Here is a 12915-nt window from a genome sequence, read left to right as displayed (position 1 = left end):
GACAAGAAGAGCCGGGGTAAGTTGAAATATCAGCTATAAAATTATGACTGAAGAGAATTTAAACAGGCTCTTAAAATAAATACAAAAATTTGGCAGACAGAAATGCCTGCCAAAATAAACTCTCTATAAAGAAGATTATAAGTTTTCTATTTCTTTAAGCCACATCGCCGAACTGGCATCACTCGGCATTCGCCAATCTCCTCTCGGACTAATAGAAATACTACCAACTTTCGGACCATCAGGCAGACAAGAACGTTTAAACTGTTGATTGAAGAAACGACGGAAGAAAATGAATAACCATTTCTTAATTGTCTCTTCATTATAACTGCCTTTGAATGCGATATTTGCCAGATAATAAATCTTTGCCGGACGGAAACCAAAACGCAGGAAATAATAAAGGAAGAAGTCATGCAACTCGTAAGGTCCTACCAAATCTTCCGTTTTTTGTTGGATATCTCCATTTTCATCAGCAGGAATCAATTCCGGGCTGATAGGTGTATCCACTATATCAAGTAAAGTCGCTTTTGAATTCTCATCTACACCATTTTCTGCCACCCACTGCACCAGATATTTAACGAGTGTTTTGGGCACGCTTGCATTGACACCGTACATTGACATATGGTCTCCATTGTAGGTTGCCCATCCCAAAGCGAGTTCGGATAAGTCACCTGTGCCTACTACCATTCCCCAAGTCTGGTTGGCGATATCCATTAATATTTGTGTACGTTCGCGCGCTTGTGAGTTCTCATAAGTGACGTCATGTACATTTATATCGTGCTCTATATCTTTGAAATGCTGTATACAGGCATCTTTGATACTGATTTCGCGGATAGATATTCCCAATGATTTCATTAAGTCGATAGCATTGTGGTAAGTCCGGTCAGTGGTTCCGAAGCCGGGCATTGTAATGCCAAGAATTCCTTTTCTGGATAATCCCAGTTTGTCGAAAGTCTTCACACAAACAAGTAATGCCAGTGTTGAATCCAATCCCCCGGAAATACCGATTACAGCAGTCTTAGCTCCGGTATGAACGAGGCGTTGTGCCAGTCCTGCTACTTGAATAGAAAAAACGTCTTCACAGTGTTCGTTTAACTCTTTCCCTTGTGGGACAAAAGGGTGCGGATTGAAACTCCGGGTTAGTGTCAGTTCTTTGCTATTTACAAATTCCGTAGCAATCGAAACGGCTTTTTTATCTCCTGAATTAGCTTGGTTAGCAGCGAAAGTCGTATTGATTCTACGTTCTGCACGTATGCGTTCTACATCAATCTCACTGATAATAAGTTGTTCTTTCATGCTGAAACGTTCACTGCATGCAAGTAGACTGCCGTTCTCGTAAATCAATCCATTTCCTGCGAAAACTACATCAGTAGTAGACTCACCGAAGCCGCAAGATGAGAATACATATCCCGCGATGCAGCGTGCAGATTGCTGACTGATAAGAGAACACAGATAATTATGTTTTCCGATACCTTCATTGTCTGCCGACATATTAAATAGAATTTCTGCTCCTTGTAGTGCAAGTGAGGAGCTGGGAGGAATTGTAGACCAAAGGTCTTCACAAACCTCAATTCCGAAAGTGGTATCTGAAGTTTCAAAAAGTAGGTTTGCGCCTATGGGAACAATTTGTCCGCACAAACGTACGTTCTCTGTTGTGAGCTGTAGGGCAGAAGTGAACCAACGCTGCTCATAAAACTCTTTATAATTGGGGAGATAAGTTTTGGCTGCAATACCTAATACTTTTCCTTTTTGAATAACTACAGCCCCGTTGATAACTGTCGAATTGACAACTATCGGCATACCAACAATGGAGATAATATCCAACTGGCGTGTGTTATTCAGAATCTGCATGACTCCCATTTCTGCTTCTTCCAATAAAAGCTGCTGTCCGAACAAGTCGCCACAAGTATATCCGGTAATACTCATTTCCGGGAAGATTATGATTTGCACTCCCTTTCCTTCGGCCACTGCAATCAGACTTTCTATTCTCTCTACATTGAATTTACAGTCAGCCACTTTCACGTGTGGCACAGCTGCTGCTACTTTTACGAATCCGTAGTTCATCTTATACTTTATTTATATATAGTGGATGCAAAAATAGGAAAATAGTTTTGAATATTTATCTTTTCAGCAGTGAATCCTTTCAATAGGGGCTTTTACATCAAGAGTGTTACTGTTGTTTAAACAATTGAATGGACTTTCAAAATGAAAGATAAGTGTGTGACTGTTTGTAACTTTGTTTGTGTTTATAATCTAATATTATTTATATCCTCTTTAAATGGTGATAAAAAGATATGATAGATTTAAATTTCATGTTACAACGATACAGGTATTTATGCAGTTGATTTGAATCTTTCTAAAAAAAACTTGAAAATATTTGGAAATCCAATAAAGCCTTTCTATCTTTGCATTAGATTTATAATTGTAATGAATACAACTTTGAAAAAAAGGGGTAAATAATGAAACCGTACGAAAGATTATTAGAACATAATATAAAGCCTTCGATGCAGCGTATTGCTATCATGCAATATTTGATGGAGCATCCTATCCATCCGTCGGCTGATGATATATATACAGCATTGTCTCCTTCGATGCCTACACTTTCAAAGACGACAGTTTACAATACTTTGAAACTGTTTTCAGAACAAGGAGCGGCTCAGATGCTTACGATTGATGAGAAAAATACTAATTTTGATGCGGATACATCCATTCATTCCCATTTTCTTTGCAAACGTTGCGGACACATTTATGATTTGCAATGTCCGGAAGCGATAAAAAAAGTGGAAAGTTTGGAGATGGACGGACATCAGGTATCGGAAATGCATTATTATTATAAAGGCATATGTAAGAATTGCTTGAGAAAAGATAAAGAAACACGTATTGACTAATTAATTTAAAATTGAGAAGAAAATGAAAAAATTTAGATGTACTGTATGCGGTTACGTTTATGAAGGTGACGCAGCTCCTGAGAAATGTCCTTTGTGTAAAGCTCCTGCCAGCAAGTTCGTAGAAGTTGTTGAAGTAGAAGGTGGTGCATTGTCTTTTGCTGACGAACACGTTATCGGTGTTGCAAAAGGTTGCGACGAAGAAATGATTAAGGACCTGAACAATCACTTCATGGGCGAATGTACTGAAGTTGGTATGTATCTGGCCATGAGCCGTCAGGCAGACCGTGAAGGTTATCCTGAAGTGGCTGAGGCTTTCAAACGCTACGCTTGGGAAGAAGCTGAACATGCTGCTAAATTTGCAGAATTGCTGGGCGACTGTGTTTGGGATACTAAAACAAACCTGCAGAAACGTAAAGATGCTGAGCAAGGTGCATGCGAAGACAAGAAACGTATTGCAACTCGTGCTAAAGCTTTGAACTTGGATGCTATCCATGACACTGTACACGAAATGTGCAAGGACGAAGCTCGTCACGGTAAAGGTTTCGAAGGTCTGTATAACCGTTATTTCGGCGATAAATAATCAAACCTTATAATAACACTCTTAAAAGGTCTGTATTTAAAAATGAATGCAGACCTTTTTGTTTATATTTGCTTATTAACTTTTAATACCACAGTTATGAAAAGAGTACAACTATTGTTAGTTTGTTTAGTGCTTTCGGCTGCTGCTTTTGCTGCAGATAAAGTGATAAAGTTGCCGCAACCTAATCTGAACCGTACAGGTACGGTTATGAAAGCGTTGTCCGAACGTCACTCAACCAGAGAGTTTGCTTCAAAAACATTGAATCTGACTGACTTGTCGGATTTGTTGTGGGCTGCTAATGGTGTCAATCGGAAAGATTCGGGTAAACGGACGGCTCCATCGGCTTTGAACAAGCAGGATGTTGACGTATATGTAGTGTTGCCGGAAGGTAGTTATTTGTATGATGCGAAGAATCACCAGTTGAATCTGATAGTTGAAGGAGATTATCGAGGGGCAGTGGCAGGTGGACAGGCTTTTGTGAAATCGGCTCCGGTTTCTTTAGTGCTGATTAGCAACCTCTCCCGTTTTGGAGATACGAAAAATGCACATACTCAGTTGATGGGGGCTATGGATGCAGGTATCGTTTCACAGAATATTTCAATTTTCTGTTCTGCAGCAAATTTGGCTACAGTGCCACGTGCATCGATGGATAATAATCAGTTGAAGAAAGTGCTGAAGCTGAAAGATACACAGGTTCCTATGATGAACCATCCTGTAGGATATTTTAAATAAGGGTCGATAAGTATATAAAAATAGTGACGCTATCCTTGCGGGATACCGTCACTATTTACTTGTTATAGCGTCACTATCCTTACCGGATAGCGTCACTATATTTTTCCCTTTTTTACTTCAATAAAAAATCATCGATTGCTTTCTTGTAGGTTGCTTTGTCAGCAGCCCCACGGAAAAGCTGTGGATCTCCGTTCATGGGGATGAATACGAACAATGGAATACTTGTTGCGTTGAACAAGGCTGCCAGCTCTTTCTGCTTATCTACATTTACTTTGTAGATGATAATTTTCCCTGCATATTCCTTTGCCAATTCTTTCATGATAGGAGCTGTCTGGCGACAAGGTCCACACCAATCGGCATATAAGTCGATGATGGCAGGCTTGTCGCCTTTGTATTTCCATTTCTTTGATTTTTCATAATCGAAGACGTCTTTCAGAAACATTTCCTTGTTCATTACGACGACTTTACCGTTACCTATTGCCTCTTTTTTACTTTGATTGGTTTCTGCTTTATCATTGAAAGCATACACAATCACGCTTACCATGACAAGAGCCACCATTACTAATACTTTCTTCATTCGGTTATCTTTATCTTTTTATGTATAGTGTTTCTCGATAACCCCTTGCAGTTCGCTGCTATGGATTACGCCGGAATGTCTCCACACCGCTTCCCCATTCTTGAATACTATAAAGGTAGGTACGGCCTGTATACGATATTTAGTAGCCAGTTCTTCATGCTGGTCAACGTCTATTTTTACAATCCGGGCTTTGTCACCTACAACTAATTTCAGTTCTTCCAGAACGGGTTTCATTGCTTTACAAGGTCCGCACCATTCAGCAAAGAAATCAACCAAAACGGGTACCGGTGACTTTATCAAATCTTCAAACTTTTCCATAATCTTTCCTTTCTTAAAGTTAAATGGCAGCCATTGAGGACTGCAAATATAAATTCTATTTTATTAATATAACGGGAAAAAGCTGTTTTTGTTCATGAAATAGTAATTTTGGAGACATTATCTTGTAATGTGAAAGAGGGAACTTTGCATTCCGAAAAATATAAAATGAAGGTACGAACAAAAGAAAAATGGATAATGAGCGAATCAGGCTTCATTATCCATTTCTTCTTTATGAATGATATTTCTAATTATTCCGCAATAGTCAATTCGTCAATGATATGGGAAGCTCCCGCAAATTTATCTATGATAAAGAGTGTATAGCGAATATCGACACAGGCGGCACGCTGTGATGAAGGACGGAAAGCAATGTCGCCCGTCAACCCTTCAAAGTTACGGTCGAAAGCAGTTCCTACCAGCTGGCCTTTACCATTGAAAACAGGACTACCGGAGTTTCCGCCTGTATTGTCGGTGTTTACAATAAAGCAAACAGGCATTTCACCGTTTTTTCCATAGCGTCCATAGGCTTTGGCAGCATATAGCTCTTTCAGTTTTTGGGGGACAACAAACTCCCAGTTTTCTTGATCTTCTTTCTCCATTACTCCTTTGAGGGTGGTATGGGTATTATAAACAGCACCATCAAATGGCTCATAAGAAAGTACTTGACCGTATGTCAACCGTAAAGTAGAGTTTGCATCCGGGTAGATAGGAATACCTTTTTCCTGTTTCATATCCATCATACCTTTCACCCATACTTTATGGGCAGCATCATAGTTCTGATTCGCTTCTTTCATGGCAATAGCAGTCCTCAGTATTCCGTCGGTAATGGAATATTTGAATAATACCATCCAGTCGTGTCCTATTTTATATAGGCTCGGCTTTTTGATAAATTTCTCAAAATTCTTAGGATTACCGAAGATGGAATGTTCAAAACACTCGTCGACAAATGCGTCAATATTTCCTTTAAAGCGGGAGTTGATAATTTTAAAGATGTTAATCCGCTGTTCTGCCGGAATATAATTGGCATATGTTTTCAACATCTCTTTGCCGACCATTTTTTCTACTTCCGGAAAAGGGACAGAGGCAAAGTATTTTTCACCCTCTTTTTTTAGCTTTTGGGTGGCTTCCTTGATTTTCTCTTTGTCTTTTGATTTCAAGGCAGTAACCATTTCCATTGTAGAAGGAATACGCATAAAATCAAGGGCAGTCACTAATGCTTCATTAATAGCCTGCTGATGGTAGAGAGCGTCACGGCGGTGAGCTACGATAGAGCGAATTTCATCAAAGGCTTTTTGATAAGAATCATCTCCCTTTTCACGTCCACGTGCCAAAAGTTCTTCTTGTTGTATACGTTTGGTGTCCAATACATTGAGACGTACCAGCCCTTCATTCATGCCGATGGCATTTTTCCAATAATTGGCAGATGATGCATACTTGCTGGCATAGTGAATACGTATGGCAGGGTCTTTCAGCATTTGTTCCATAAGTACTTTCTGGCGGGCTCCACGCACATGATGACGCATGAAGTTGGTGGTCTGCATACGTTCTTCCACTTCGTCGGAAATCATATATCGCCAGTTGCGTCCGGGGAATCCCATGACAAAAGTGAAATCACCTTCCTGTACTCCGGCAAGGCTGATAGTGAGATGTTTCTTTACTTTCAAAGGAACATTATCCTTTGAATATGCCGCAGGTTTCCCATCCTTGTCTGCGTAAATGCGGAAAAGAGAAAAGTCACCCGTGTGACGCGGCCACATCCAGTTGTCTGTGTCAGCTCCGAACTTACCAATTGAAGAAGGAGGGGCACCTACCATACGAATGTCGCTGTACACTGTCTTGATGAACATATAGTATTTGTTACCGCCATAGAAAGCTTTAAGTTCCAACGTAGTTGCAGGGGTAACTTCTATATTCTCAGCTTTGGCAAAACGGTCAGCTACTTTGCTAAGATAGCTTGGTGACAGGTAATTGACACCATCTGGATCCGGGTCTTTCTTTAGCTGTTCATTGACATAGCTGGTTACATCGAGAATCCGGTCGATGTATGTGACAGTTAGTCCTGGAGTGGGAAGCTCCGCATCGCGGTTCATAGCCCAAAAACCTTCTGTCAGATAATCGTGCTCTACATTGCTGTGCTGTTGGATAGCTCCATAGCCGCAATGATGGTTGGTCAGAACCAGTCCTTCGGAGGAGATGACTTCTCCCGTACATCCACGACCAAAATGCACAACCGCATCTTTCAGGGAAAGTCCGTTTGTGTTGTATACTTCCTCGACAGGAATCTCCAGACCGAGTTCACGCATGGCAACTGCATTCTGCGTTTTCAGGTCAGTCAGCATCCACATGCCTTCGTCGGCGTGGATGCTGAGAGTTGCCAGTGAAAATATAGCAAATAGGATTTGTTTTCTCATTTATTCTACAATTGTCATTTCGTTAATCAGATGCCCGCAATTGCCTAATTTCTCAAGGATGAACAGGACATAACGGATATCCAGGTTAATGCAACGTTGCAGGTTATTGTCAAAGTTGATATCACCGCTCAACGATTCCCAGTTACCGTCGAAGGCACAACCTATCAATTCTCCGTTTTCATTCAATACCGGGCTGCCGGAGTTGCCACCTGTGATGTCATTGGTAGACAAGAAGCAAACCGGCATATCACCGTTCGGCAAAGCATAACGTCCGTAATCCTTCTTTTCTATCAGTTCTTTCAGTTTGGCAGGCACTACGAACTCACGGTCTTCCGGGTTCTCTTTCTCAAGAATTCCTTTAGTTGTAGTGTAATAGTTGTAGTGTACGCCGTCTTTCGGATCATAAGGTTTCACGTTGCCGTAAGTCAGGCGAATCGTAAAGTTGGCATCCGGGTAAGAAGGTACGGGTAATTTCATATCGCCAAGACCACGAATGTATGTTTTGTGCAGCAAAGCCAGTTCCTTATCCATATCTTTCAGTTGTGAAACTATTTGCTCGAACAATTCGTATTTGGATTGGCAGTATTGCAAAGCAAGGTCATTGTCGATAGCTTTCACTGTCGGCTTTTTGATAAACTTCTCAAAGTTTTCACTGTTGGCAAAGATGGAGTTATCATACATGTCGTCGATAAACTTGTCATAGTCACCCTTGTATTTCTGTTCGATAACCTTATAGATAGACGGACGTTGGTCGGCCGGAATCATTTCTGCATATAGTGGGAAAAGAACTTTTGCTACTTTGCGGTCTACTTCATGGTCGTAGTCTTTATTATGAATACCGTCATATGTATCTTTCAAGGCTTCTATGCGTACCTTAATTAAAGAGTCATTCTTTTCTACCAGTGCTTCCCGTGTTTTGGATAGCAGAGTGCTGCCGAATTCAATAGCTCCGAAGAATGTTTCTCTCAGGCAAGTGAACTGATAGTTGAGAGGAGCTGTTTTAGCTACCAAGTCATCTATCTTCTTTACTACCTCTGCATATTCGGTGTTGTTCTTTTCTTTGGCAAATTCCGCGAATTTAGTTTCTTGGGCAGCTTTTGTGCCGAGTACATCATTATCGATAATCGCTTTGTTCATTCCGATAGAGTTCTTCCAGTAGTTGCTGGAGCCTGCGTACTTGTTGGCATATTGGATACGGATTTTGTCGCTGGCATTCATTACTTCTTTTAGGACTGCCAGGCGGGCATCCCGGATACGGATACGCGGTTCGTTTTCAGATTCCATGCGTTCTTTTACTTCCGATACGGTCAGATAACGGCTTGTACTTCCGGGGAATCCCATAATCATTGCGTAGTCTCCTTCTTTCAGGCCTTTGATGGAGACAGACAAATGTTTTTTAGTTTTCAATGGTGTATTGGAAGCGCTGTATTCTGCCGGTTCGCCGTTAGCATCTGCATAGATACGGAACATGGAGAAGTCGCCCGTGTGGCGAGGCCACATCCAGTTGTCCGTTTCGCCGCCGAATTTGCCGATAGAAGAAGGCGGTGCGGCAACCATACGTACATCCGGGTATATCTTCTTATAAAACAGGTAGAATTTGTTTCCGGCATAAAAAGGAAGTGCTTGTGGCACAATTCCTTTTTTGTCTTTCAGAACACTTTTGGAGTAAAGCTCCTCTGCCAGTTTTTGAAGAAACGCACCTGTGAATGATTCGGACTCCGTGATTTCTTTGGCGGCAACTTTAGCATTGACAATATCGGTAATGTCCTCAATACGTTCGATAAATGTGAATTTCAATCCCGGAGTAGGAAGCTCCTTATCTCTGGAAGTAGCCCAAAAACCGTCTGTCAGATAATCATGCTCGACGCTACTATGTTGTTGGATAGAAGCATAACCACAGTGATGGTTTGTCAGAATCAAGCCTTCTGGTGAGATGATTTCTCCTGTACATCCGCCACCGAATATACCGACAGCATCCTTTAGGGAGACACCATTAGGGTTATATAAATCTTGGGCTTCCAACTTCAAACCTTGTTTCTTCATCATATCAATAGAATGTTGCTGTTGCATCAGTTGCAATAACCACATTCCTTCATCCGCCTTGGCGGAACATACGATCAGCGCAGTCAGCGCCAATAAATAAAGTCTTAGTCTATTCATGTATTCAGTGATAAAAATTAAATATTTGATTGTTAATATGTTCCGTATTTCACTACCTGCTCTCCACTTTCAATTTCCCGTTTTTTAAAGCTTCCATGATATTTGCCGGCGGGCGTTGGTTCATCAGCTCGTTTTTCATGAAATCCATATATGGGGCTACATGTTTGAAGAACTGGTAGTATCCTTTGCATAAGTAATTCAATCCGGGTTCGCCTTCCGATGTTCGGCTGAAGCGATTCTTCGGACATTCACCGTTGCAGGCAAAGAGGAATTCACATTCCTTGCATTGGGTTGGGAGAGACTGGTATTTCATATTACCGAAATTATGCTGGCGTTCGCTGTGCATCATCTCCACAAGAGTCTGGCTGTAGATATTTCCCAGTTTATATTCGGGAAACACAAAATGGTCGCAAGAGTAGACGTCTCCGTTGAATTCCATGACGCCGGCGTGTCCGCAGGTTTTTGCCATGGAGCACACACCGGGTTGTTCACCCATCCAATTGGCGAGTGTAGAATCGAATATCTGTATGTAGTAGTTGCCTACGTCTTCTTTTACCCATTCATCGAAAAGACTACAAAGAAAATTCCCCCACTGTTCGGGCGTGATTGAAAAGTCAGCCAGTGTTCCTTCCTTGTTTTCGGCGAGAGAGGCGAGATGGCGTCCGTCCTGATGCGGAAGGATGCGCTCTACAATAGGGGCAAACTGTATATAATGGCAATCTATTTCTTTGAAGAAATGGTAGAAATCCAAAGGATAGTCGGCATTGAAGTCATTAACAACAGCCATTGCGTTCCATTCCACTTTATGCTTTTTCAGAAGATTGATACCTTGCATCACCTTCACGAAAGAAGGTTTTCCCATCTTGTTTTTGCGGTATTCATCGTGGAATTCCTGTGGCCCGTCGATTGAAACTCCTACCAGCCAGTTGTTGTCGTGAAAGAACTGGCACCATTCATCGGTGAGCATTGTACCGTTGGTCTGGATGCAATTGTCGATTGTACGTCCGCGGGCGTATTTCTTTTGCAGTTCCATAGCCTTCTTGTAGAAAGAGAGCGGACGCATCAGCGTTTCTCCCCCGTGCCAGGTGAAAAGCACCTGAGGCATGGTCTGGGAGTTAATATACTCGTCAATAAACTTTTCGAGAAGTTCATCGCTCATTACGTGTTTCGGATTGTCTTTGTATAGATGGGCCTTCTCCAGATAGTAGCAATAATCGCATGCAAGGTTGCATACGGCACCTACTGGCTTTACCATCACATAAAGCGGTTTGGCAAATGGGGCATAAGTCGATGTTTTCATGGCTGCAAAATTAGATAAACTAAATGAAAAAAAGTCCCTCAGACGTATGTTTATAAGGATTATTAAAGAAAAGAGACTTACAAGATTTAAATATTGATAAAATGTTTCCTTGAAATCTGAATCGGTTGTACCTTTGCACTCAGAATTTTAATGAATAGATGAACGTGAATAAAATTTTGTCTTTTTTACTTTTGCTTCCGTTTTTGGCTTCTTGCACCAGCAAGTATAAGATTGAAGGAACATCTTCAGTGAATAGTCTGGATGGAAAAATGTTATATCTTAAATCCCTGAACGATGGTGAGTGGGTGAAACTGGATTCTGCTGAAGTGGTGCATGGACTATTTTCAATGAAAGGTAAAATTGATTCAGTACAGATGGTGACGCTTTATATGGATAGCGAAAGCATTATGCCGATTGTTCTGGAAAATGGTAAAATCACGGTAACTATCAGCAATTCGGAACTAAAAGCAGTAGGAACTCCTCTGAATGCAGCGTTGTATGAATTCATTGGCAAAAGAAACCAGCTGGAAGAAAGTATAAGTGAATTGGAACAGGAAGAAACCCGCATGGTGATGGATGGCGGTAATCTGGAAGAAATTCACTCACAGTTGATGGTAAAAGGAGACTCATTGATGAATGAAATGAACCAATACATAAAGAAATTCATTTCAACTAATTATGAGAATGTGCTGGGACCAAGCGTATTTATGATGCTTTGCAGTTCGTTGCCATATCCTGTCATGACTCCTCAGATAGACGATATTATAAAAGATGCCCCTTATTCTTTTAAAAGTAATAAACTTGTGCGGGAATTCCTTTCCAAAGCAAAAGAAAATATGAAATTGATAGAAGAACATCAACGTTTGGAACAGAATACTTCCACAGATAAGTAGACTCTTGAGTTTCTTGTGTGTATTTTTGTGCAAAACTCAAGTAAAATGAAAACGACTATTTCGCTATATATCGGCTTTTCGTTCATTACTTGCCATAAGAGAAGGTGCTTTGAGAGGTAAGTTGTCTAATGGGTGATTGTAGTAGGAGATTATGGGCTTGGCGTTCTGGTTATTCCGAATGATTTCCAACCAAATCGTAACTTATCAAAATATCTAAATTTCTAGTTTTAATAATTTGATGCATAAAAACTGGTTAGGAATGTGGGGGGACGTGAGTATCCCCACATTTATATGTATACTACCGGTCTTGATCTTCGTTTGTCACCATACCCTTATGTTTTTCGGGCAGTGCACTTTCAACTGCGGCATAGGCCTCTGCCATAGTTGCCTTGATATTATCCACACCTTTTCCTTTGGGCGGAATAGGGTCATGAATCGTCAGAATCATGCGGTGGCGGTGTATCCATCTGCCTGTGCGTGGCAGGATTTCAAACGAGCCATCAATAGTGACAGGCACCACTGCCAACTGTAAGTCATCAGCCAATTGGAAAGCCCCTTTTTTGAAATATCCCATATGTCCAGTGAAAGTACGTGCCCCTTCCGGGAAAACGACTAATGAAACGCCGTCTTTCAAAGATGCTTTGGCCTGCCGGATAGTCTCCAATACTTTTTTCGGACCGGAACGGTCAACAAAAATATGCCCTGCACTTTCACAAGCCTTTCCTACGAACGGCAGTTTGCGCAGGCTTTTTTTCATCATCCACTTAAAATTTCTTCCAATGAAACCATAAATCAGGAATATATCGAATGACCCCTGATGGTTAGGAACGAAAATATAGGAAGTTTTATCATGCAACTTCTCACGTCCGCGAATCTTTACGGGAATCAACAGGAAAAGACAAATTAATTGTGACCATATCTTCCCCGGATGATACCCCCAGAAGTGGGCTCCACCCAAAAGGGAACCTACTATAGTGACGAGTGCCGTGAGGATGGTTAACACTAATAATATAGGCAAAGCGATGCAAATCTGATAAATATAATAAAGTATTTTCATGGGGT

Annotated in this window: 11 protein-coding genes; 4 read left to right on the top strand and 7 right to left on the bottom strand. The window is 41.2% G+C overall.

Annotation, left to right across the window (positions count from 1 at the left end; translation table 11 throughout):
* Positions 1-135: 135 nt before the first annotated feature.
* Positions 136-2061: an NAD(+) synthase gene (locus NSB03_RS12525; RefSeq protein ID WP_024987676.1), complete on the bottom strand. Its 1926-nt coding sequence runs from the start codon at positions 2059-2061 to the stop codon at positions 136-138.
* Positions 2062-2456: 395 nt separating this feature from the next.
* On the opposite strand from NSB03_RS12525, the gene NSB03_RS12520 reads away from it, so the two are divergent.
* The 3 genes from NSB03_RS12520 to NSB03_RS12510 all read left to right on the top strand — a co-directional run bounded on the left by NSB03_RS12520 (position 2457) and on the right by NSB03_RS12510 (position 4197).
* Positions 2457-2885: a Fur family transcriptional regulator gene (locus NSB03_RS12520; RefSeq protein WP_024987675.1), complete on the top strand. Its 429-nt coding sequence runs from the start codon at positions 2457-2459 to the stop codon at positions 2883-2885.
* A 22-nt stretch (positions 2886-2907) separates the two neighbouring features.
* On the top strand, positions 2908-3465 hold the full coding sequence (locus NSB03_RS12515) for an NADH peroxidase (protein WP_007759170.1): 558 nt from the start codon (positions 2908-2910) through the stop codon (positions 3463-3465).
* Between the two features lie 96 nt (positions 3466-3561).
* Positions 3562-4197 (top strand): SagB/ThcOx family dehydrogenase, encoded by a 636-nt coding sequence (locus tag NSB03_RS12510; RefSeq protein ID WP_024987674.1) that lies wholly within the window; start codon positions 3562-3564, stop codon positions 4195-4197.
* A gap of 112 nt (positions 4198-4309) precedes the next feature.
* On the opposite strand, the gene NSB03_RS12505 is transcribed toward NSB03_RS12510, so the two are convergent.
* The 5 genes from NSB03_RS12505 to NSB03_RS12485 all read right to left on the bottom strand — a co-directional run bounded on the left by NSB03_RS12505 (position 4310) and on the right by NSB03_RS12485 (position 10960).
* The gene (locus tag NSB03_RS12505) at positions 4310-4774 is read right to left on the bottom strand and encodes a thioredoxin family protein (protein ID WP_121765299.1); all 465 of its coding nucleotides are present in this window, start codon (positions 4772-4774) and stop codon (positions 4310-4312) included.
* An 18-nt stretch (positions 4775-4792) separates the two neighbouring features.
* Entirely contained in the window at positions 4793-5092 is a 300-nt protein-coding gene (gene trxA, locus NSB03_RS12500) for a thioredoxin (RefSeq protein ID WP_024987673.1), read from the bottom strand.
* A 248-nt stretch (positions 5093-5340) separates the two neighbouring features.
* Positions 5341-7500, bottom strand: a complete 2160-nt coding sequence (locus NSB03_RS12495) for a S46 family peptidase (protein WP_257466420.1) — start codon at positions 7498-7500, stop codon at positions 5341-5343.
* Entirely contained in the window at positions 7501-9660 is a 2160-nt protein-coding gene (locus tag NSB03_RS12490; RefSeq protein WP_024987672.1) for a S46 family peptidase, read from the bottom strand.
* 52 nt (positions 9661-9712) lie between these two features.
* Positions 9713-10960, bottom strand: coding sequence for an anaerobic sulfatase-maturation protein (locus NSB03_RS12485; RefSeq protein ID WP_135038880.1), 1248 nt, complete (start codon positions 10958-10960; stop codon positions 9713-9715).
* A gap of 158 nt (positions 10961-11118) precedes the next feature.
* Here NSB03_RS12485 and NSB03_RS12480 point away from each other — a divergent pair, with 158 nt between their 5' ends.
* Positions 11119-11853 carry a DUF4369 domain-containing protein gene (locus NSB03_RS12480; protein WP_024987671.1) on the top strand — a complete coding sequence of 245 codons (735 nt, stop codon included), beginning with the start codon at positions 11119-11121 and terminating at the stop codon, positions 11851-11853.
* A gap of 298 nt (positions 11854-12151) precedes the next feature.
* Here the strand turns inward: NSB03_RS12480 and NSB03_RS12475 are convergent, their stop codons facing one another.
* Positions 12152-12910 carry a lysophospholipid acyltransferase family protein gene (locus NSB03_RS12475; RefSeq protein WP_024987670.1) on the bottom strand — a complete coding sequence of 253 codons (759 nt, stop codon included), beginning with the start codon at positions 12908-12910 and terminating at the stop codon, positions 12152-12154.
* Positions 12911-12915 lie beyond the last annotated feature (5 nt).

The organism is Bacteroides acidifaciens (genome assembly GCF_024623065.1).
GTDB classification, from domain to species: domain Bacteria; phylum Bacteroidota; class Bacteroidia; order Bacteroidales; family Bacteroidaceae; genus Bacteroides; species Bacteroides acidifaciens.
The sequence above is the reverse complement of the archived record's forward strand: the minus strand, read 5'-3'. Positions and strand labels throughout refer to the sequence as shown.

Coding starts and splice junctions, on each gene's coding strand:
- NSB03_RS12475 (WP_024987670.1), bottom strand. CDS start 12,910: ATGAAAATACTTTATTATATTTATCAGATTTGCATCGCTTTGCCTATA.
- trxA (WP_024987673.1), bottom strand. CDS start 5,092: ATGGAAAAGTTTGAAGATTTGATAAAGTCACCGGTACCCGTTTTGGTT.
- NSB03_RS12520 (WP_024987675.1), top strand. CDS start 2,457: ATGAAACCGTACGAAAGATTATTAGAACATAATATAAAGCCTTCGATG.
- NSB03_RS12505 (WP_121765299.1), bottom strand. CDS start 4,774: ATGAAGAAAGTATTAGTAATGGTGGCTCTTGTCATGGTAAGCGTGATT.
- NSB03_RS12515 (WP_007759170.1), top strand. CDS start 2,908: ATGAAAAAATTTAGATGTACTGTATGCGGTTACGTTTATGAAGGTGAC.
- NSB03_RS12510 (WP_024987674.1), top strand. CDS start 3,562: ATGAAAAGAGTACAACTATTGTTAGTTTGTTTAGTGCTTTCGGCTGCT.
- NSB03_RS12525 (WP_024987676.1), bottom strand. CDS start 2,061: ATGAACTACGGATTCGTAAAAGTAGCAGCAGCTGTGCCACACGTGAAA.
- NSB03_RS12485 (WP_135038880.1), bottom strand. CDS start 10,960: ATGAAAACATCGACTTATGCCCCATTTGCCAAACCGCTTTATGTGATG.
- NSB03_RS12490 (WP_024987672.1), bottom strand. CDS start 9,660: ATGAATAGACTAAGACTTTATTTATTGGCGCTGACTGCGCTGATCGTA.
- NSB03_RS12495 (WP_257466420.1), bottom strand. CDS start 7,500: ATGAGAAAACAAATCCTATTTGCTATATTTTCACTGGCAACTCTCAGC.
- NSB03_RS12480 (WP_024987671.1), top strand. CDS start 11,119: ATGAACGTGAATAAAATTTTGTCTTTTTTACTTTTGCTTCCGTTTTTG.